General features: G+C 62.5%; 23 protein-coding genes. 15 read left to right on the top strand and 8 right to left on the bottom strand.

The genetic code is table 11. From position 1 onward, the window contains the following. Positions 1-5: 5 nt before the first annotated feature. Positions 6-1,097 carry an NADH:flavin oxidoreductase/NADH oxidase gene (locus DGA31_RS22330; RefSeq protein ID WP_109514017.1) on the bottom strand — a complete coding sequence of 364 codons (1,092 nt, stop codon included), beginning with the start codon at positions 1,095-1,097 and terminating at the stop codon, positions 6-8. A 79-nt stretch (positions 1,098-1,176) separates the two neighbouring features. Between DGA31_RS22330 and DGA31_RS22325 the strand changes: the two genes are divergently transcribed. Continuing rightward, a complete protein-coding gene (locus tag DGA31_RS22325) occupies positions 1,177-1,485 on the top strand; it encodes an ArsR/SmtB family transcription factor (protein WP_082481318.1) in 309 nt (102 codons plus the stop codon). A 120-nt stretch (positions 1,486-1,605) separates the two neighbouring features. Here the strand turns inward: DGA31_RS22325 and DGA31_RS22320 are convergent, their stop codons facing one another. Beyond that, positions 1,606-2,028, bottom strand: coding sequence for a hypothetical protein (locus DGA31_RS22320; RefSeq protein WP_056835592.1), 423 nt, complete (start codon positions 2,026-2,028; stop codon positions 1,606-1,608). A 240-nt stretch (positions 2,029-2,268) separates the two neighbouring features. Between DGA31_RS22320 and DGA31_RS22315 the strand changes: the two genes are divergently transcribed. Then, a complete protein-coding gene (locus DGA31_RS22315; protein WP_056835593.1) occupies positions 2,269-2,784 on the top strand; it encodes a hypothetical protein in 516 nt (171 codons plus the stop codon). Between the two features lie 230 nt (positions 2,785-3,014). Next, complete coding sequence (locus DGA31_RS22310; RefSeq protein ID WP_109514016.1) at positions 3,015-3,461, top strand: hypothetical protein; 447 nt, start codon at positions 3,015-3,017, stop codon at positions 3,459-3,461. Positions 3,462-3,564: 103 nt separating this feature from the next. On the opposite strand, the gene DGA31_RS22305 is transcribed toward DGA31_RS22310, so the two are convergent. Continuing rightward, positions 3,565-4,905: a mechanosensitive ion channel family protein gene (locus DGA31_RS22305; RefSeq protein ID WP_109514015.1), complete on the bottom strand. Its 1,341-nt coding sequence runs from the start codon at positions 4,903-4,905 to the stop codon at positions 3,565-3,567. Positions 4,906-5,168: 263 nt separating this feature from the next. Here DGA31_RS22305 and ggt point away from each other — a divergent pair, with 263 nt between their 5' ends. The 3 genes from ggt (at position 5,169) to DGA31_RS22290 (ending at position 9,021) form a co-directional block, all read left to right on the top strand. Further along, positions 5,169-6,938, top strand: a complete 1,770-nt coding sequence (ggt, locus tag DGA31_RS22300) for a gamma-glutamyltransferase (protein WP_240043451.1) — start codon at positions 5,169-5,171, stop codon at positions 6,936-6,938. Positions 6,939-7,093: 155 nt separating this feature from the next. Then, positions 7,094-8,434 (top strand): DEAD/DEAH box helicase, encoded by a 1,341-nt coding sequence (locus DGA31_RS22295; protein WP_109514013.1) that lies wholly within the window; start codon positions 7,094-7,096, stop codon positions 8,432-8,434. A gap of 191 nt (positions 8,435-8,625) precedes the next feature. Further along, the gene (locus DGA31_RS22290; RefSeq protein WP_109514012.1) at positions 8,626-9,021 is read left to right on the top strand and encodes a transcriptional regulator; all 396 of its coding nucleotides are present in this window, start codon (positions 8,626-8,628) and stop codon (positions 9,019-9,021) included. A 43-nt stretch (positions 9,022-9,064) separates the two neighbouring features. On the opposite strand, the gene DGA31_RS22285 is transcribed toward DGA31_RS22290, so the two are convergent. The 3 genes from DGA31_RS22285 to DGA31_RS22275 all read right to left on the bottom strand — a co-directional run bounded on the left by DGA31_RS22285 (position 9,065) and on the right by DGA31_RS22275 (position 11,399). Beyond that, a complete protein-coding gene (locus DGA31_RS22285; RefSeq protein ID WP_109514011.1) occupies positions 9,065-9,931 on the bottom strand; it encodes a DUF6279 family lipoprotein in 867 nt (288 codons plus the stop codon). A gap of 64 nt (positions 9,932-9,995) precedes the next feature. Next, on the bottom strand, positions 9,996-10,724 hold the full coding sequence (locus DGA31_RS22280; RefSeq protein WP_056835603.1) for a TorF family putative porin: 729 nt from the start codon (positions 10,722-10,724) through the stop codon (positions 9,996-9,998). A 165-nt stretch (positions 10,725-10,889) separates the two neighbouring features. After that, positions 10,890-11,399 (bottom strand): hypothetical protein, encoded by a 510-nt coding sequence (locus DGA31_RS22275; protein ID WP_109514010.1) that lies wholly within the window; start codon positions 11,397-11,399, stop codon positions 10,890-10,892. A 177-nt stretch (positions 11,400-11,576) separates the two neighbouring features. Between DGA31_RS22275 and DGA31_RS22270 the strand changes: the two genes are divergently transcribed. Then, positions 11,577-12,413 carry a CvfB family protein gene (locus tag DGA31_RS22270; RefSeq protein WP_056835605.1) on the top strand — a complete coding sequence of 279 codons (837 nt, stop codon included), beginning with the start codon at positions 11,577-11,579 and terminating at the stop codon, positions 12,411-12,413. Between the two features lie 205 nt (positions 12,414-12,618). Here DGA31_RS22270 and DGA31_RS22265 read toward each other — a convergent pair whose 3' ends face one another. Beyond that, positions 12,619-13,251 carry a DsbA family oxidoreductase gene (locus DGA31_RS22265; protein WP_109514009.1) on the bottom strand — a complete coding sequence of 211 codons (633 nt, stop codon included), beginning with the start codon at positions 13,249-13,251 and terminating at the stop codon, positions 12,619-12,621. An 88-nt stretch (positions 13,252-13,339) separates the two neighbouring features. Next, positions 13,340-13,714 (bottom strand): hypothetical protein, encoded by a 375-nt coding sequence (locus tag DGA31_RS22260; protein ID WP_109514008.1) that lies wholly within the window; start codon positions 13,712-13,714, stop codon positions 13,340-13,342. Positions 13,715-13,924: 210 nt separating this feature from the next. On the opposite strand from DGA31_RS22260, the gene DGA31_RS22255 reads away from it, so the two are divergent. The 8 genes from DGA31_RS22255 to DGA31_RS22220 all read left to right on the top strand — a co-directional run bounded on the left by DGA31_RS22255 (position 13,925) and on the right by DGA31_RS22220 (position 19,556). Continuing rightward, a complete protein-coding gene (locus tag DGA31_RS22255) occupies positions 13,925-14,113 on the top strand; it encodes a CsbD family protein (protein ID WP_056835612.1) in 189 nt (62 codons plus the stop codon). A gap of 196 nt (positions 14,114-14,309) precedes the next feature. Then, positions 14,310-15,251, top strand: coding sequence for a YihY/virulence factor BrkB family protein (locus DGA31_RS22250; protein WP_109514007.1), 942 nt, complete (start codon positions 14,310-14,312; stop codon positions 15,249-15,251). A gap of 63 nt (positions 15,252-15,314) precedes the next feature. Beyond that, a complete protein-coding gene (def, locus tag DGA31_RS22245; protein WP_109514006.1) occupies positions 15,315-15,854 on the top strand; it encodes a peptide deformylase in 540 nt (179 codons plus the stop codon). A gap of 6 nt (positions 15,855-15,860) precedes the next feature. Further along, positions 15,861-16,403 carry a GNAT family N-acetyltransferase gene (locus DGA31_RS22240; protein ID WP_109514005.1) on the top strand — a complete coding sequence of 181 codons (543 nt, stop codon included), beginning with the start codon at positions 15,861-15,863 and terminating at the stop codon, positions 16,401-16,403. 99 nt (positions 16,404-16,502) lie between these two features. Beyond that, complete coding sequence (locus tag DGA31_RS22235; RefSeq protein ID WP_109514004.1) at positions 16,503-16,988, top strand: hypothetical protein; 486 nt, start codon at positions 16,503-16,505, stop codon at positions 16,986-16,988. 29 nt (positions 16,989-17,017) lie between these two features. Continuing rightward, on the top strand, positions 17,018-17,455 hold the full coding sequence (locus DGA31_RS22230) for a nucleoside deaminase (protein WP_109514003.1): 438 nt from the start codon (positions 17,018-17,020) through the stop codon (positions 17,453-17,455). A gap of 132 nt (positions 17,456-17,587) precedes the next feature. Continuing rightward, complete coding sequence (locus DGA31_RS22225) at positions 17,588-18,406, top strand: alpha/beta fold hydrolase (protein ID WP_109514002.1); 819 nt, start codon at positions 17,588-17,590, stop codon at positions 18,404-18,406. Next, positions 18,396-19,556, top strand: a complete 1,161-nt coding sequence (locus DGA31_RS22220) for a PAS domain-containing sensor histidine kinase (protein WP_109514001.1) — start codon at positions 18,396-18,398, stop codon at positions 19,554-19,556. Before DGA31_RS22225 ends, DGA31_RS22220 begins: the two co-directional genes overlap by 11 nt. Positions 19,557-19,568 lie beyond the last annotated feature (12 nt).

Genomic DNA, 19,568 nt, shown 5'->3' with positions numbered 1-19,568 from the left:
CGCACTCAGCGATAGCGTTCCAGCCAGTGCGCGTAAGGCGCCGGCAGGGTCCAGGAGGCTTTGTCGACGCCCAGCTCCTTGGCCGCAAAGTAGGTCCAGTGCGGGTCGGCCAGGTGCGCCCGGCCTACCGACACCAGGTCGAGCTGGCCGGCCTGCACGGCTTCATTGGCCAGTTGCGGCGTACCGAAGCCCCAGGCCGAGGTCACTGGAATACCGGCTTCACGACGCACCTGCTCGGCCACCGGGCCCATGAACGCAGGGCCCCACGGAATGTTGGTTTCAGCGATGGTGAAACCGACGCTGACACTGAGCAGGTCCAGGCCGCCGGCCTTGAAGCGCCGCGCCAGTTCAATGGACTCGGCAAGGGTCTGCTCGTCACGGCCATCGTATTCGATGACGCCGAAACGGGCGGTCAGCGGCAGGTTTTCCGGCCAGACTTCACGCACGGCGGCCAGGGTTTCCAGCAGGAAACGACTGCGGTTGTCGAAGCTGCCGCCGTAGGCGTCGGTGCGCTGGTTGCTGTGCTCAGAGAAAAAGCTTTGTCCCAGGTAACCGTGGGCGAAGTGCAGCTCGATCCATTCAAAACCCACATCGCGGGCGCGACGGGCGGCATCGACGAAGTCCTGCTTGACCTGGGCGATGTCGTCCAGGGTCATGGCGCGCGGCACCTTCGGCAGGTGGTGGCCGAAAGCGATGGCCGAAGGGGCAATGGTCTGCCAGCCGCGTGGGTCGCTGTCGGCAATATGATCATCGCCTTCCCAAGGGCGATTGGCGCTGGCCTTGCGGCCGGCGTGGGCAATCTGGATGCCCGGCACCGAGCCGGCCGCCTTGATGGCCTTGACCGCCGGGATGAACGCCTGGGCTTGCGCGTCGGTCCAGATGCCGGCGCAACCGGGAGTGATGCGACCTTCAGGCGCCACGGCTGTCGCTTCCACGACCACCAGGCCTGCGCCACCGCGGGCCATGCTGGCCAGGTGCACATGGTGCCAATCATTGACCACGCCTTCTTCGGCGCTGTACTGGCACATCGGCGGAATGGCAATGCGATTGCGCAAGGTCACGTCTTTGAGCTTGAAGGGTTCGAATAATGCAGACATGCAAAAACTCCGGGAGGCGGGTTGGTTCTGTTGTTCGATAGTATTCGAAATATGGCGAAGATTGAACCCCCTCGTTATCATGTCGCCCATGAGAACCTTCAAACACCCCGCCATTCAGGACTTTGTCCTCGAACGCCTGCTCTACGCCCTGAGCGATCCAGTGCGCATGGACATCGTTCGCCACCTCGCCCGTGTCGACGAAGCCAGCTGTGGCGAACTGGACGGCGGCCGGCCCAAATCCAGCATGTCGCATCATTTCCGGGTATTGCGTGATGCCGGCCTGGTGCACACGCGCAATATCGGCACCACGCACATGAATTCATTGCGCAAGGCTGAGTTGAGCGAGCGGTTTCCGGGGTTGCTGGAGGCAATTCTGCGGCAGAAGTGAACAGCGGGATATTTCATCGAGGCGCGTGTGCGAAATGCTCTGGACAGTGAGGTCAAGGTGATGCTGGCCCAAGGCCGGTTGGCATCACCTTGCGTGCGACGTGGGATGTTGCGCCTGTAATCAGCCCCCGCCGGCCGAACCACCGCCGCCGGCACCACCTGCGCCGCCACCCGAACCTGCGCCGCCGCCGGAGCCACCACCGCCCGCAGCACCGCCGCTGGCCCCGCCGGCCCCGCCATTAGGTGCGCCACCGGCGCCGGTCGCGCCACCGGGACCTGCCTTGCCGGCATCGGTCGCGTTGCCCGCGCCGGTCCCGGTGCTGTTGCTGCCACTGCTGGTGCCGTCGGTGTTGCCGCCATTATCGGTGGTCGAGCCGGGGTTGAGTGTGCCTTGCGAGCCAGTGCTCGGGCTGTCCATGCTGCCTGAAGACCCGGTGCCCGTACCGGTGCCAGTGCCGTTCATGTCAGTGGCAGCAAAGCTCATCGGGGTAAAAACGCCCAGGCATAACACCAGGGCCAGTTGTTGAGGACGAATCATTTTCATGGTGAACCTCCTTTTGTTATCACCTAGGATTCGGCCACCCTGTGTCCGTGGGGTGCCATGCGCACGACGAATGGTCGTGAAATGCCTGGGCCGTTCTCGCGCATTGCTCGCACGGGTATGCGTCAATGCCGTACGGAACCCGCCTGAGCACTGGAACCCATCCGCGCACGCAGACTCCATCACCCGCTGTGGGATATCACCTTTCATCCAGCAAGGAGCAGGACCATCAAATTCAAGACTGTGCTGTGCGTTGCCGTCTGCTCGATCGCGGGGCTGTTCCTGTCCGGCTGCATCAATGAAATCCGGCTGGCCCATCAGCAGGCCATCGATCCGGTGCAGGTCACCTTCCGGGTGGTAGACCAGCAGGGCCGGCCCATTCCCGGCACCGTGGCCAAGGTGATCCAGCAACTGGACGTGGGCACCGAGCTGTTCTGCCTGAGCCTGCCGGGTGCAAGAGGCTGCACCAAATACAAGAACATTCATATCTTCAAGGGCAAGGTCGGCGACAACGGCGAACAGAGCGTGACCGTCGAATACGCCAGTCCCTTGATCATCCGAGTGGCCACTGCCTGTCGCGACAACAGCCCCAAATCGAACCGGCAGTATTTTCATCGCGTGGTTTCGCGAGAGGATTTTTCCAGAGGACAGGTCCTGATCCTGGGCTATGGCCAGGACCCGGACAAAGAAACGTCCGTGACCAGCATGCCGTGTCATTTCCAGGAAACGCCGCTGCAGGAGTGGGACGACTTTTTCTGATGGCCAGGCGTCCGAGTGGGCTTGCCAGCAAGCCCGACCGGGTTTCGCAAACGCTTTGCCTGAGCAAAAGGTGACAGGCGCCGGAACCAACCCCCCGCGTGCGCACTCCATCACACCCTCAAGGACAGTACTTTCAGACCATCAGGAGTCAGGCCATCAAACTCAAAGCCATGGTGTACACCGTTGCCTGTGCAACATTAGGGTTGTCCCTGTCAGGGTGCATCGGCGAAATGAGGGAGGCCCGCCGGCAAGCCATTGAGCCCCTCGATATCACCCTGCGCGTCGTGGACGACGACGGCCGGCCGATCCCCGGCACCGTGGCCCAGGTGACCCAGAACCTTAACGTGGGCGAGCGGTTTTTCTGCATCAGCCTGATGGGCGGAAACTGTGCGAAGTACAAGCGCATCAATATTTTCAAAGGCGAAGTCGGCGACGATGGCGAACAGACCTTCAAGGTCGGTTACAGCAGCAACCTGACCCTGGTGGTGGCCAAGTCGTGCCCTGACCCGGCAGGGCACCGTGAGTATTTCATCCGCCATGTGAAGTCGGAGGAATTTTCCAGGGAGCCGGTGGTGATCATGAAACGTGGGTGGAACCCGTCCAAAGGCATGTATGTCAGCGACCTGCCGTGCGCAACGACCACGCCGCCCTTGAGACACTGGAGCAGTTCTTACTGAGGCACACTGCCCGGATGACGCTTGAGACCGAAATCCAGACGTGCCGCTTCAGGATCTGTGGTGCCTGGCCCAGGCGCGCCTGGGCAATCCGCTTTTTGCGGATTCACGCATTGCGCACCAGGTGCGGCGCCTCGGCTGCCGGTTCCGCCTCCACCGCCGGTCCCGGCAACGCCAGCGCACCCGCCGCCGGTTCGCGCCCGGCCAGGCCCTGGCGCATGTCGGCGCCGCTGGGTTGTTGATACAGGCTCAGGCCGAACTCCGGCAGCACCGCCAGCAGGTAGTCGAAGATATCGCCCTGGATCCGCTCATAGTCGGCCCACACGATGGTGCGGCTGAAGCAGTAGATTTCCAGCGGCACGCCGTGTTCGGTGGCAGCCATCTGGCGGACCATGCAGGTCATGTCCTGGTGCACTTCGGGGTGGTTTTTCAGGTAGGCCAGGGCATAGGCGCGGAAGGTGCCGATGTTGGTCATGCGCCGGCGGTTGGCCGACAGGGTCGAGACATTGCCCTGGGCGTGGTTCCAGGCCTTGAGCTCGGCCTGCTTGCGTGCCATGTAGTCGGTGAGCAGGCGCACGCCGGAGAATTTCTCTTCCTCTTCATCATCGAGAAAGCGAATGCCGCTGGTGTCGATGAACAGGCTGCGCTTGATGCGCCGTCCGCCCGATTGCTGCATGCCGCGGTAGTTGCGAAACGACTCGGACATCAGGCGCCAGGTCGGGATCGAGACGATGGTCTTGTCGAAGTTCTGCACCTTGACGGTGTGCAGGGTAATGTCGACCACATCGCCGTCGGCCCCCACCTGCGGCACCTCGATCCAGTCGCCGACGCGCAGCATGTCGTTGCTGGTCAGTTGCACGCTGGCCACGAACGACAGCAGGGTGTCCTTGTAGACCAGCAGGATCACCGCCGACATGGCACCCAGACCCGACAGCAACAGCAGCGGCGAGCGGTCGATCAGGGTGGCGATGATGATAATCGTGGCGAAGATATACAGAATCATCTTGGCCAGTTGCACATAGCCCTTGATCGAGCGGGTGCGGGCATGCACGGTGCGGGCGTAGATGTCCAGCAGGGCATTGAGCGACGCGCCGATGGCAAGGGTCATGAACAGGATGGTGAACGCCAGGGCGATATTGCCGATCACGTTCCTGCCGGCAGCGCTCAACCCCGGCACCAGCACCAGGCCGAACTGGATCACCAGCGACGGCATCATCTGCGCCAGGCGATGGAAGACCTTGTTGTGGCGCAGGTCGGCAATCCATTGCAGTGCCGGTTTGCGGCCCAGTGCCTTCATGCTGTAGATCAGCATGAACCGCGCCAGGCGCCCTACCAGCAAGGCGGTGATCAACAGCAGGGCCAGCGACAGGCCGGTGTGGATCAAGGGGTGCTTGTCGAGCATGTCCCACAAGGATTGCAGGCGCAGCGTCAGGGTTTGAATCTCCATTGCGGCCACAGGGCTCCGATCAGGAAAGAGGGTGAGGATTAGAACATTCCTGGTGCTGCGATGACAGGCGCGGGCCCACGGCGTCATGTAACTGTCATGGATGCGGCAAGGCGCCGGCTTGGTCTTTTGCAATGGACTGGGTAGGGTGGGCTTGCGCCCGTCTGGATGATCCACGTCGGCGCTGCCGCCCAGGCAGCCGCTGTCACTGCATTAGGAACTGTATGTTGTTCACTGTTCGGCTTGCCCGTGTTTTCGCACCGCTGATGGCGATAGTGACCTTGCCCTGCGCCCTGGCGGATGACCACAGCCCCGACGCCTTGCCCTTGCCGCCTGAAATCGCCACCGGCTACCGGCCGGGCATGACGGCCGTGCAGGCCTCGAAACACATGGCCGCCGCTGCCAACCCGCTGGCCACTGCCGCCGGCCAGCAGATGTTGCGCGCTGGCGGCAGCGCCATTGATGCGGCGGTGGCCATGCAGGCGGTGCTGACTCTGGTCGAGCCGCAATCGAGCGGCATTGGCGGCGGTGCGTTCCTGATGTACTGGGACGGCCAGCGGGTGCAAGCCTTCGACGGCCGGGAAACCGCCCCCGCCGGCGCGGATGAAAACCTGTTCCTGAAGGCCGATGGCACGCCCATGGCGTTCAACCCGGCGCGCATCGGCGGGCGCTCGGTGGGGGTGCCCGGTGTGTTGCGGGCCTTGAAACTGGCGCATGAGCAACACGGTAAGCTGCCTTGGCGCGATCTGTTCGAGCCGGCCATCCGCCTGAGCCGGGAAGGGTTTGCGCTGTCGCCGCGCTTGCAGGCGCAAGTGGCCGCCAGCGACTTCATCAAGGACTCGCCGGAGATGGCGCGCTACTTTCTCGACGCCGACGGGATGGCCAAACCGGTGGGCAGCCTGTTGCAGAACCCGGCCCTGGCCGCAACCTTCGAGGCCATCGCCAGCGACGGTCCGCAGGCGTTCTATCGTGGCGCACTCGCCCAGGCCATCGTCGACAAGGTCAACCATCATCGCAATCCGGGCTCGCTGAGCCTTGCCGACCTTGCGTCCTATAAGGCCAAAGAGCGCACCCCGGTGTGCGCCGACTACAAGCGCTGGAAGGTCTGCGGCATGCCGCCGCCGTCTTCGGGGGGCGTGGCGGTGTTGCAGACGCTGGGGGTGCTGGAGGCCTTGCAGCGCCAGTCGCCACAGCTTGATCTGGCCGCCATGGCGCCGACTGCCAGCCAGTCGCCGGCCGGTCAAGCGCCTGCCGTCGAGGCGGTGCACCTGTTGGCCGAGGCGCAGCGCCTGGCGTTTGCCGACCGCACCCTGTACCTGGCCGACAGCGATTTCGTGCCGGTCAACGTACAAGGCCTGCTGGACCCCGGCTACCTGGCCGCACGTGCGGCGTTGATCAGCCCGCACAGCATGGGCCGCGCCCAGGCAGGCATGCCGCCGGGCCCGAAGGTGGCGCTGGCAGCGGACCGCTCGCCCTTGCGGACCTCGACCTCGCACCTGACGGCGGTCGATGACCAGGGCGGCGCGATTGCCATGACCACCTCGGTGGAAGCCAGCTTCGGGTCGCACCTCATGGTCAATGGCTTTTTGCTGAACAACCAGTTGACCGATTTCTCGTTCATCCCGCGTGAAGACGGCAAGCCGGTGGCCAATCGCGTGCAGCCCGGCAAGCGCCCGCTGTCGTCGATGGCGCCGACGCTGGTGTTCGACAGGGCCAGCGGCGAACTGTTGGCCACGGTCGGCTCGCCCGGCGGCTCGCAGATCATCGAATACGTCAACAAGACCCTGATCGCCCTGCTGGACTGGCAGCTTGACCCGCAGGCCGCCGTCAACCTGCCCAACTTCGGCAGCCGCAATGCCGGCACCGAAGTGGAGGCCGGCCTGATCGGCGCGGACGTGATCAGGCAATTGAAGGCGCGTGGCCATGAGATCAGGCCGCTGACCATGACCAGCGGTACCCAAGTGATCCTGCGCACGGCCAATGGCTGGACAGGCGCGGCCGACCCGCGCCGGGAGGGCAGTGCCGCGGGCGATTGAGCCCTGGCCACGGTTGAAATCCTGGCCGTTTCATGGCCTGCCAGACAGCGGGCCCGGCAATAAAATCCGCCTGCGGCGTTAAAGACGCTCGGTTCCGAGGCGCGAAACCGTTACGATACGCGACTGTATTTTTGTATTCCGTCGAGGTAGCACCCGTGTTTTCCGAATTAGCCCTGCACGAACGCCTGCTCAAAGCTGTGGCCGAGTTGAAGTTTGTCGAGCCTACGCCTGTGCAGGCAGCGGCCATTCCCCTGGCCTTGCAAGGGCACGATCTGCGGGTGACGGCGCAGACCGGCAGCGGCAAGACCGCCGCGTTCGTGCTGCCGATCCTCAATCGCCTGATCGGGCCTGCCCGTGTGCGGGTCGACATTCGTGCGCTGATCCTGCTGCCGACCCGCGAGCTGGCCCAGCAGACCCTCAAGGAAGTCGAGCGCTTCTCGCAGTTCACCTTCGTCAAGGCCGGCCTGATCACCGGCGGTGAAGACTTCAAGGTCCAGGCCGCCATGCTGCGCAAGGTGCCGGACATCCTGATCGGCACGCCGGGGCGCATGCTCGAACACCTCAATGCCGGCAACCTGGACCTGAAACTGGTCGAAGTGCTGGTGCTCGACGAAGCCGACCGCATGCTCGACATGGGCTTTGCCGAAGACGTCGAGCGCCTGTCGCAGGAATGTGCCCAGCGCCAGCAGACCCTGCTGTTCTCGGCCACCACCGGCGGCGCCGGCCTGCGTGAAATGGCGCAGAAAGTGCTCAAGGACCCGCAGCACCTGCAGCTCAACCGCGTCAGCGAACTGGCCACCGGTACGCGCCAGCAGATCGTCACCGCCGACCATAACGTGCACAAGGAGCAGATCATCAACTGGCTGGTCGCCAACGAGACCTACCAGAAGGCGATCATTTTCACTAACACCAAGGCCATGGCCGACCGCCTGTACGGACGCCTGATCGCGCAGGACCTCAAGGCCTTCGTGCTGCACGGCGACAAGGACCAGAAGGACCGCAAGGCCTCCATCGAGCGTTTCAAGCAGGGCGGGGCCAAGATTCTGGTGGCCACCGACGTTGCAGCCCGTGGCCTGGACATTGATGGCCTGGACCTGGTGATCAACTTCGACATGCCACGCAGCGGCGACGACTACGTGCACCGCATCGGCCGTACCGGTCGTGCCGGTGGCGAAGGCCTGGCCATCTCGCTGATCTGCCACGGCGACTGGAACCTGATGTCGAGCATCGAGCGCTACCTCAAGCAGACCTTCGAGCGCCGCGTCATCAAGGAAGTCAAAGGCACCTACGGCGGACCCAAGAAGGTCAAGGCCTCGGGCAAGGCCGTGGGCGTCAAGAAGAAAAAGACCGACGTCAAGGGCGACAAGAAGAAGACCACTGCCAAGGGGCCGAACAAGCGCAAGACGGTCAACCGTCCAAAGCCTGATTCGCTGGTCAGCGAAGACGGCATGGCCCCGCTGAAAAAGCGCAAGGCGCCGGCACCCGCTGCCGAGTGATGCCTTGAACGGGCAGGGGGCGCTGCACTGACGGCGCCCCCTGCCACACACTTTCCCCGCTGTTCGCCGACATCCTGTCCATTGCCATCCGGCAACCCGCCTGAACGCCTCGCACTGCCTTGGGTCACACCCATGAGGCCACCTTTGACTGCGCGTCATACGGCCACTCATTCATGCGGGACGGAGGATGAATCATGAAATACGATTGGGATCTGATCGAACGTCTGCTCCACGAAGTCCAGAACGGGGCTGGCGAAACCTTTACGCCACGCCAGTACGCGACCGAGCACGCCGAGGCCAAGATGGCCCAGGGCGAGCCGCCGGCCAGTCTCGATGAACTCAAGGCGCAGGCCGCCGACCTTGAGGCGTTGCTGGTCAAGCGTGGCTACATCGAGCCACGTCCGCAGGAAGAAGGCGGCACCGGCTCCAACTTCATCCTGACCCCGCGCGGCTCCAGCCTGCTGGCGATGATCGACAGCAGCATCCCCGGCAACGACCACCCGCGCCAGGTGCTGGACGAACAGAACGGCGACCCGCTGGAGCCTGTGCGCTTCGACCACATCGCGGCCAAACCCCAGGTGGCGTGAAATCACCCCGCGGTGAGTTCAATCGCTAAAATTATTGCGTGCCTTAGGAGCGCGCCGCCTTGAGGCAATCGAGGTCGTTGAAGTCGTTGCGCATGTCATCGATGCGCCGCAGCAGCCGCTGGCGCTGGTCGGGGCTGCTCTGGGCGTAGACATCCACCACCAGATTGATCGCGGCCTGTTCGGTGCGCTCGTAGGCTTCGCGGTAGTCCTGGGTCCAGAAGGTCTGGCGGTCTTGTAGCAGGGCGGTGATGCGCGTGGCAAAGTCGCTCTGCTGGCGTTGCTGCACGGCGGTCAGGAAGCGGTTCTGCCAACTGGCGCGGTTGGCCAGCCAGGCCTGGTTCTGTTCGCCCAGTGAGGCCGACCACTGTTGCACTCGGGCCTTCTGCGCCGGGTTCAGCGAACCCAGCCAGGGCGACAGGCGTTTTTCCATGCGCTCGGCGCGTTCGGCAATCTGTTTGTCCAGCGACTGGTTCAGGTACTGCTTCTGGCGCTTGGCCTGGTCACGCTCGAACGCGGCCTGCATGTCCTGCACCTGGCGGTCGTCCAGGCGGCTCAGCAGTTCCACGGCCGAAGGCGTGACCTGCTGCGCAATGCGTGCAATGGCCTGCTCGGCCTCACGGGTGCGGGCGGTGAGGCCGGCGGCGGTGACCTTGTCATCGCGCACCATCTGCTCCAGGCCGTCGAGCCAGCTCAGGTAGCCGGGTAACTGGGTGCTGCAATGCCATTGCAGGTGCTGCTTGAGGCGCTCATCCAGCCAGTCCTTCTGCTCGCCCTTGACCTTCAGGTAGTCGTTGAGCGACCAGGGAATGATCATGTCCAGATTGCGGTAGGCAAGGCCCACCTGGCTGCAGCCGGTCAGCAAGGACACGGCAAGCAACAGCGTCACAACGACTTTCGACAGGTACTGCATGACCGCTCCTTGATCTGCTGGCGTTGCAATAGAGGCCAGCTTACACAAGGCAGTTCCATGGCGTTCAGAACAGTGTGCGCACAGCCTTGATGGTGAAGGTCTGCTCGCAGCGCGGGTTGTGCCCGCTGTAGACGTTGCAGCTGTCGCTGGACAGGCTCGAGCCGCTGTAGATCAGGTTCATGTCGATGCCCAGCCAGGGGCGCGAGAGTTTCAGCGACCAGTCATTGAAGCCGCCGATCAGGCTGCCGTCGCTGGCGATCTGGGTGGTGTCGAACTGATGCGTGGCGTACTGCATGCGCACGTTCATGCCCAGCCGCTCCAGGCTGCCCAGGTCGACGAACAGCGTGCTGTTGCGCACGCCAATGTCATCGCTGAAGGCCGCGCCCAGCCGGCTGTCGAGCACACGCAGGCCGGCATAGACCTCGTGGCTGTCGATCTGGCTGGTCTCGGGGTAGCTGTAGCGGATCATGCCCAGTTCGTAACCCAGGGTCTGGTCGAAAGGCTTCTTGAAGCCCAGGTACGAATCCAGCTCCAGGTCGCTTTCAGGCACCAGGCCCATGTTGGGTGACCACTGGCCCATGTACAGGCCGCTGGCGTGGGTCAGGTCCAGGCCGCCATGAAAGGCGTCGGAGCCACCGGTCGGGGACACCAGGCCCTGGGCCATGGTGCGTGTCGGCGTGGTGCCGACTTTCAGGCTGAAATCGCCCAGGCTGCGTTCCAGGACCTGGGCCGCCGCCGGCTGACTCAGCAGCAGGGCGCCCAGCAAGGGCGCAAGATGTCTAAACACGAGCATGGCTCACTCCTGAGGTGAACAAGGAGTGTGGAAAGAGAGGGCATACGTCATAAGGTGCAAGCTGCAAGCCTTGGGCCAGAGCGTTGCCAGCATACCGGTGAAACATTCAAGGGTTTGACCGTTCGTCGATCCGCCGGCAAATCCGTTGTGCAGGCAGCCGCAGAATCAGTGCGCGGCGGTCATCTCGGGGGCAGGCGTTACCAGGCTATCAATCACCATCAGGGCTTGCTCGAACGAGGGGTAGCCGCTCTTGGCCACGTCCAGCTCGGCGTACTCGGCACGCCAGTGGGCGGCCTGCTTGTCATCGCGGCCGGTCAGTTGTTGCGAGAGCAGGGCAATGGCCAGCGGGTGACGATGGTCGGCAGCGGTTTGCAGCCGCTCGATAATCGCGTCAGGCTCGGCCTGCTGGCGAATCAGCAGCACGGCCTGGTAGAACTCGGCCTCGCCCGAGGCGTCGGTCAGGGCGGCGCGACGCAACATGGCCTCGGCCAGTTCGTAGTTTTCGCGGTCGGCCTGGCTGATCAGCAGCTTGGCCTGGAGCATGTCGTTCTGATAGAGCAGTTGCCCGGCCCGGCAGTTGTCGCCGGGTGCGGCGTGCAAAGCGCCGTATTCGCAGGACGGCGATGCGCAGCCGCTCAGCCCGATCAAGGCGCCCAACACCATCCAGTTTTTCATCGCACAGCCCGCCAAGGAGATGACCGCAAGGTCGTATGACCTTCGCTTCCTGATTACCTGACATCAGATTAGCAGCCCATGCGCGAAAGTAGCCAGCGCGTCGCCATCTGTAGGCCGGATGAAAATCGTCCGGTAAAACCGGTTAGAATGCGCGTCACGCAATCAGGGTATCGGCACATGGCTTTAATCGGGCGCTTCAACAGCTTGCAAATCGTCAAGCACACCAACTTCGGCCTGTATCTGGACGGCGGCGCGGACGGCGAGATCCTCCTGCCCAACCGCTATATCCCGAAGGACACGCCCACCGAGGTCGATGACTGGCTGAACGTCTTCATCTACCTCGACAGCGACGACAAGCTGATCGCCACCACCCTCAAGCCCAAGATCCAGGTCGGCGGCTTTGCCAGCCTCAAGGCGGTGCAGGTCAACAACATCGGTGTGTTCCTTGACTGGGGCCTGCCCAAGGACCTGCTGTTGCCGTTCTCCGAAGAAAAGCGCCAGATGGAAGCCGGTGAATACTGTGTGGTCCATGCCTATCTGGACAAGCACACCCGGCGCATCACCGCCACCTCGCGCCTGGACCGTTACCTGGACAAGACCCCGGCCAACTACAGCGCCGGCCAGGCGGTCGACCTGCTGGTGGTCGAAGCCACCGACATGGGCTTCAAGGCGATCATCGACAACCGTCACTGGGGCCTGATCCACAAGAACGAAGTGTTCAAGTTCCTGCGCCCTGGCATGCAGGAAAAAGGCTTCATCAAGCAGGTGCGCAGCGACGGCAAGATCAGCCTGAGCCTGCAACCGGTGGGCAGCGAAGCGGCCGACGGGCTGTCGGGGCAGATCCTGGCCCGCCTGCGCGACAACCAGGGCGTGCTGCCGGTCAACGACAAGAGCGACCCGAAGGTCATCAGCGACCTGTTCGGCGTCAGCAAGGGCAATTTCAAGAAAGCCATCGGCGGCCTGTATAAACAGGGACTGATCGTCATCCACCCGGACCGCATCGAACTGGCCTGAGCGCGCGCGCCTCAAAAATAAATGAATATTGAATTCACCCCCGTAGGAGCGCGCTTGCCCGCGACCGAGTGCGCAGCGCTCGCAGAAATCTGTGAAACGCCACAAATTTACGACTGCTAACGCAGCCGGTCGCGGGCAAGCGCGCTCCTACAGGTCTGCGCCACAGGGGGGGTCGATTTGATTTCAGGCAGCACCGTCCCAGGACTCACCCCAGCAAGGCATCAAACGCCTGAGTCAAACGTTGCAAGGGCAGGGTGCCGTTGAGCACCTGCGCCTCTGTCAGCGGCTGGTCGGCCCGGCGCAGCAGCAGCGCCGGCACGGCCCGCAAGCCCAACTGGTCGGCCAGTCCTTCGTCAGCCAGTACGCTGGCGCAGTACTGTTCCTGCACCAGGGCCGCTTGCAGCGCCTGGGCATCCAGCCCCGCCATGCTCGCCACCTGCAACAGAACCTGCACGTCACCGATGTCCTGACCCTGCTCGAAAAACGCCTGGAACACTGCCCGGTGAAATGCTTCGAAACGGCCATGGGCGCGTGCGAAAGCCGCCGCTTGCAAGGCCTTGCGGCTGTGCGGTTGCACCGGCGGGATCTTCATCCGCAATTGACGCTTGTCGGCCATGGGCAGCACCGCCCGTGACCAGGTCATGCGCAGGTGTTCAGCGCACGGGTCGGGCGTTGCCAACGGTTCCGGACGCAGCTCGAACGCGTGCCAGCACCATTGGATCGAGGGGCCATAAAGGGTCTGGAGCTGTTCGAGCACCGGCAATTGCAGGTAGCTGAAAGGGCAGACGTAGTCACTCCAGAGATCGACCCTGAGAGTGGTGGGTGTACCCGTGTTCATTGGTAAGGCTCCTTGATGGCTCCTTACGAGTGACTGCCCGGTTCAGGGAAAAGTCCGGTTATTTGCAAACGAGGGTGCCCAGTGGTGTTCAGACCTGAAGAAACACCGCAAATCCAAGGTTGCTGCCTTCAGGGCGCAAGTCTTTCAAAAAGCCGTCACGGTCGGCGCTCAGTTCCAGGCTGATGGTCGCCTTGCGCTTGCCGGCATTGCGCACTTCAACGCCTGCGATGCGCGCACGCAAAAACGAGGTTGGCACCTTCACATGCAGCAATTGTTCGGATTCAGGGGTGTGCAGCAACAGGTTGAGCCATTCGAGGCTTTTCAGCTGGCTGACAGGCAGGTCGAACCACCAGATATTGCGCCGCGGGTCCAACAGGGCGAAATAGCTGTTGTCGGCATTGAGCACCGGGTTTTCCAGTTGCTGGTTGCGACGATCAATGGCCTGTTTCTTGTCGAGCTTCATAAGGTTTTCCGGAAATTCATTGAATCTGTGCGGGCTCAAGCACCCGGCGCTGGCGGGTATTGTGGCATAAAGCCCAGGACCGGCGGATGAATGGAAAACCGCTTGAGCAAATAATTGAAACTCTGCGCCGCCGCTTCGGGTCCATCATTTTGTCGGGTTCATCACGACATCCTTACTTTAGTCAGGGTCCCCGTGGCCCAGGAGAGTCTCATGAGCAGCACCAGCGATAAGATCAAAGGCATGGCCAATGAAGCGGTCGGCAATATCAAGCAAGGTGTCGGCAAGGTGACTGATAACGACAAACTGCGTGCTGAAGGCAAGGCTCAGGAAATCAAGGGTGAAGGCCAGCAGGTCAAGGGTGAAGTCAAGGATCAGGTCAAGAAGGGCCTGGATCACTGAGTCTGATACACCTGTAATGCCCGACCGTCATGACGGCCTGCAGGCGCCATGACGGTCATGCTTGCTGAAACCTTTTGCTGTTATTCAAGTCCATGTGTGCGCACGATCAGGATGCCTGTACAAAGGCCTTGATCAACACCACACCCATCGTCGTGAAGACGTAAAGTACCTGGGTACATTCGCGAAAGGAGACGCCATGAATTTCGCCCATATGCGTAACTTGTCATTCGGCAAGGTGATGGTTCGCACCGTCAGTGAATTCATTGACGACGAGATGTCGACCTATGCGTCTGCCCTGGCCTATCAGGCCCTGTTTTCACTCTTTCCCTTCCTGTTGTTCCTGATCGCCCTGATCGGCTTTTTGCACTTGCCCGACTTTTTTTCCTGGCTGCGCCTGCAGTCCGAACTGGTGTTGCCGCCCCAGGCCCTGGAGCAGGTCAACCCGGTCATCGACCAGTTGCAGCAATCGAAGGGCGGACTGTTGTCGGTGGGTATCGTCATTGCCTTGTGGACCGCCTCGGCCGGTGTGCGCCTGATGATGAGCGCCATGAACGCCGCCTATGACGTGGTCGAAGGCCGCCCCATCTGGAAACGCCTCCCGCTGTCGATCTTCTACACCATTGGCCTGGCCGGCATGCTGCTGGCCGCCGCCGCCCTGATGGTCACCGGGCCCCAGGTCATGAACTGGTTTGCCGCGCACCTGGGCATCGAAGAGTTCATCGTCACACTGTGGACCATCCTGCGCTGGCCGCTGATCATTTTGCTGATGATGATCGCCGTGGCCGTCATGTACTACGTCATGCCCGACGTCAAACAGGAGTTTCGCTTCATCACCCCAGGCTCGGTACTGGCCGTGGTGGTGTGGATCATCGCCTCGCTGGGCTTTGCCTTCTACGTCAAGACCTTTGCCGACTACAACGCGATGTACGGCAGCATCGGGGCCATCATTGTGCTGTTGCTGTATTTCTACATTTCGGCCGCGGTGCTGCTGCTGGGCGCCGAGATGAATGCGGTGATCGAACACATGTCCCAGGAAGGCAAGGACAGCGGCGAGAAAGTGCCCGGCGACGGTGCCGTCGAAGCCTCCGGCCCCGAAAAGACAGGTGTTGGCGGTGCGCACACTGCCCCGCATGCCTGACGGACTGCGCGGGGCGCGAAATAATGTGGCAGGATGGCCCTTTGTCTTACCGGGTGTTGCCTGATGATTCGCGAGATTCTGAAAATGGGCGATCCGCGCTTGCTGCGTATCGCCCCGCCGGTGCCTGAACACCTGTTCGGCAGCCAGGAACTGCAAACCCTGATCGATGACATGTTCGACACCATGCACAGCGTCGGCGGTGTCGGCCTGGCAGCGCCGCAGATCGGTGTTGATCTGCAACTGGTGATCTTCGGCTTCGAGCACAGCGAGCGTTATCCGCAGGCCGAGGCGGTGCCACGCACCATTCTGCTCAATCCCCTGATCACCCCGTTGACGCCCACCCTGGAAGGCGGGTGGGAAGGTTGCCTGTCAGTGCCGGGCCTGCGTGGTTTTGTCGAGCGCCCTCAACGCATTCGCTACGAAGGTTTCGACCCCCAAGGCCAGCCGATCCAGCGCATGGCCGAAGGGTTTCATGCCCGGGTGGTGCAACATGAGTGTGATCACCTGATCGGCCGGCTGTACCCGTCGCGCATCACTGATTACAGCAAGTTCGGCTTTACCGAAGTGCTGTTTCCGGGCATGGACCCGAACGCTGACGATTGAGCCCTCATGACCCTGAACACCCCTTTGATCCTGGCGACTGAACGCCTGTGGTTGCGTGGCTTCCAGCCTGACGACCTGCCCGGATTGTCTGCCCTGCTGGCCGACCCGCAGGTCATGCGCCATTCGGTGCGCGGGGTCATGACCACAGCGGCCAGTGGCGAATTCCTGCACCACTGCCGCGAGGCCCTGCTACGTGATGGCTTTGCACCGCTGGCCATGATCGAGCAGACCGGCGAGCGGCTGGTGGGGTTTTGCGGGCTGAGCCTTGAGACGTTCGAAAACATGCCCGAGGTCATGCTCGGTTACCGCTTGCAACCGGCCTTCTGGAACCAGGGGCTGGCCACCGAGGCGGTGCGTGCAGTCTTGGCGCATGCCTTCGACACCCTGGAACTGGGCTCGGTCGTGGCGGTGGTTGAGCCTGACAACCGCGCTTCGGTGCAGGTGCTGCACAAGGTGGGTTTCAGTGACGCGTTGACGGGTATGTATTACGGCATTGGCGTGCGCATCTACCGGATGAATCGTGACAAGTGGCTAAATGCTAGCTCCTGAGAACGGCATATCAGCGCTGTATGCGACCTGCTGCATGTCAATCGACCCCATTGGCTGCTAGTTTCAAGGCTGTAGCCAGTCAATCTGCCGGGAGGGGCGATGAAAGACTGCAATGCAGGGCTCACCCCCGGCGTCCTGGTCTTGCTGGTGGCCCTGGGCAGCCCGCTGTCGACGCCAACGTACGCCGCTGAAGTCGACGACACGGCCCTGGCCTTCGTGCAGGAGCGCAGGCTGGGTGACGGTCTGGGCTGGCTGGGCTACCAGATGGCTTCGCGTACCGTGACGTTCAGCCAACTGGTCGAACGCCTGGGCAAGACCCAGGCCCAAGCCCTGGTGCAAGGTGAGCTCAAGCGTGTGCAACCGCAGTACCAGGGACAATGGGAGCGTAACCTGGCCAGCGCCTATGCCCACTCGTTCAGCGTCGACGAATTGCGCCAGCTCAATCAGGGGCAGGGCTCGCCGACCTTGAAGAACCGCTTTAAAGTGCGTAATAACGAAGTCGGCCAGGAAATGAAGAACACCTCTTCACAGCTCTTGTCCGAGTTCGTGGCCCAGGCGCTGAACAATGCGCTGAAGTCCCCCTGAGGCCCTTTTTTTCGCAAACGAGAGAACCCATGGACCCATTCATGCAAGCTGCCATTGACGAGGCACAACAAGGCCTGGCCGAGGGCGGCATTCCCATCGGTTCGGTGATCGTGCACAACGGGCAGATCATCGGCCGCGGCCACAACCGGCGGATCCAGGAGGGCAGTGCCATCAAGCACGGCGAAATGGACGCCCTGGAAAATGCCGGCCGCCAGCCTGCCAGCGTCTATCGCGAGGCCACGCTGTACACCACCTTGTCGCCGTGCTCGATGTGCAGCGGCGCCATCCTGCTGTACGGCATTCGCAAGGTCATCGTCGGTGAAAACCAGACCTTCATGGGCGAAGAGCAACTGCTGCGCAGCCGCGGCGTGCAGGTCGATGTGCTGGGCGATGCCACCTGCGAACACATGATGCGCGACTTCATCGCCACTCAGCCGCAGCTGTGGAACGAGGACATCGGCGAGTAAGCCTTCCAGAGCCGGGCATGAGGCAAGGTGCCATGTATTTTGCGCTGCCTGACCGTGCGAACGATGATAATCTCGTGGCCTTGTCATCGTTGCGCATCGTCAGGCATGCGCGGTCCTGGAGGAAAGCCAGCAATGCCGGTGCAGCAACGCAATAACGTAAAGGTGCTCGGCAGCGGGCCGGTGACCTTGATCTTCGGTCACGGCTTTGGCTGCGACCAGCGCATGTGGCGGTTCATGCTGCCGGCCTTTGTCGACCGTTACCGCGTGGTCCTGTATGACCTGGTGGGCAGCGGCAGCTCTGACCTGTCGATGTACTTTCAGCACAGATACGAGCGCCTGGACGGCTATGCCCGGGACTTGCTGGAAATCATTCATGAGTTCGGCCAGGGGCCTGTGGTGCTGGTCGGGCACTCGGTCAGTGCGATGATCGGGGTGCTGGCCGATCGCATGCAGCCTGGGTGCATCAGTGGCCATATCATGGTCGGCCCATCGCCGTGCTACATCGACGGCGACGGCTACGTGGGCGGTTTCAGCGCGGCTGACATCGACTCATTGCTCGACACCCTCGACAGCAACTACCTGGGATGGTCCAGGTCCATGGCGCCGTCGATCATGGGCGCCCCTGACCAGCCTGAACTGGGGGATGAACTGGTCAACAGTTTCTGCCGCACCGACCCCGATATCGCCCGGCATTTTGCGCGCGTGACGTTCATGTCCGACAACCGCAAGGACGTGCAGGGCCTGACCACCCCGACCTTGATCCTGCAATGCACGGATGACCTGATCGCACCGCTTGAAGTGGGTGACTATCTGCATGCCGCCATGCCAGGCAGCACCTTGAGCCTGATCGAAAATACCGGTCATTGCCCACACATGAGTGCACCCCGTGCCTGTATCGAAGCCATCGAGCAATTCTTGCAGCCTTATGGACAGGCCACGGATGCCCTCTGAGCAACCGGCCAGCCAGGCGCTGTACGACCAGGCGCCCTGTGGCTTGTTGCTGACCCAGGGCAACGGTTGCATCGAGCAGGTCAACGGCACCTTTTGCCGCTGGCTGGGGCGTGAGCGCGACACGCTCGTGGGCCTGCGCTTCCAGAACCTGCTGACCATGGGCGGCAAGATCTTCAGCCAGACCCACTGGTTTCCGGTCTTGCAGATGCAAGGCTCGGTGCTGGAGGTCAAGCTCGACCTGCTGCATGCCGATGGCCGCCTGGTGCCGATGATGCTCAATGCGGTGCGTCGCGAGCACGATGGCGTCTTCTACCACGAACTGGCGCTGTTTGTAGCCGAGGAACGCAACCAGTACGAGCGTCAGTTGCTGGAAGCCCGGCAACTGGCCGAAGAGCTGCTGCAGCAACAATTGGCCGCCCAGAAAGAACTCAGCCTGGCGCAGAGCCGCCTGCGCCTGGCGCATGCCGAGGCCCAGATTCGTGCGACCTTTGCCGAACAGATGATCGGCATCGTCAGCCATGACCTGCGCAACCCGCTGTCGGCGATCAAGATGGCCGCCGACCTGCTGCAGCGTGGCCCGCTCGATACACGGCAAAGCCGGGTGGCCGGGCATATTTCCCAGTCGGTTGATCGCGCCGGGCGCCTGATCGCCGACTTGCTCGACTTTACCCAGGCGCGGGTCGGCCAGGGGCTTACGGTCAGCCCGCAGCCGATTGAGCTGCATGCGGTGACCGAGCGTTGCGTCGAAGAGCTGCGCCTGGCGTTTCCCGATCGCCAACTGGTGCATCAGGTCATGGGCGAGGGCGCGTGCAACGCCGACACCGATCGCTTGTTCCAGGTGATCGGCAACCTGGTGGGCAATGCCTTCAGCTATGGCGATCCGCAAGGCATCGTCACCGTCACTTCCGCCTTCGACACCAAGGGCAGTTATCTGTCGGTGCATAACCTGGGCGAGGTGATCGCGCCGGAGCGCTTCGAGCAACTGTTCGAGCCACTGGTGCGCGGCGTGGCGCATGACACCAGCCGCAGCGTGGGCCTGGGGCTGTTTATCGTGCGTGAAATCATGCGTGCTCACCTGGGTGATATCACTGTGCAGTCCAGCGCTGAACATGGCACTACCTTTACCGCCCGGCTGCCACGCGTCCTTTAGAGCGGCTGGCCG

Source organism: Pseudomonas ovata, assembly GCF_003131185.1.
Taxonomy (GTDB): Bacteria; Pseudomonadota; Gammaproteobacteria; order Pseudomonadales; family Pseudomonadaceae; genus Aquipseudomonas; species Aquipseudomonas ovata.
Note: the sequence above shows the minus strand (reverse complement) of the source record. Positions and strands in the feature narration are given on the sequence as shown.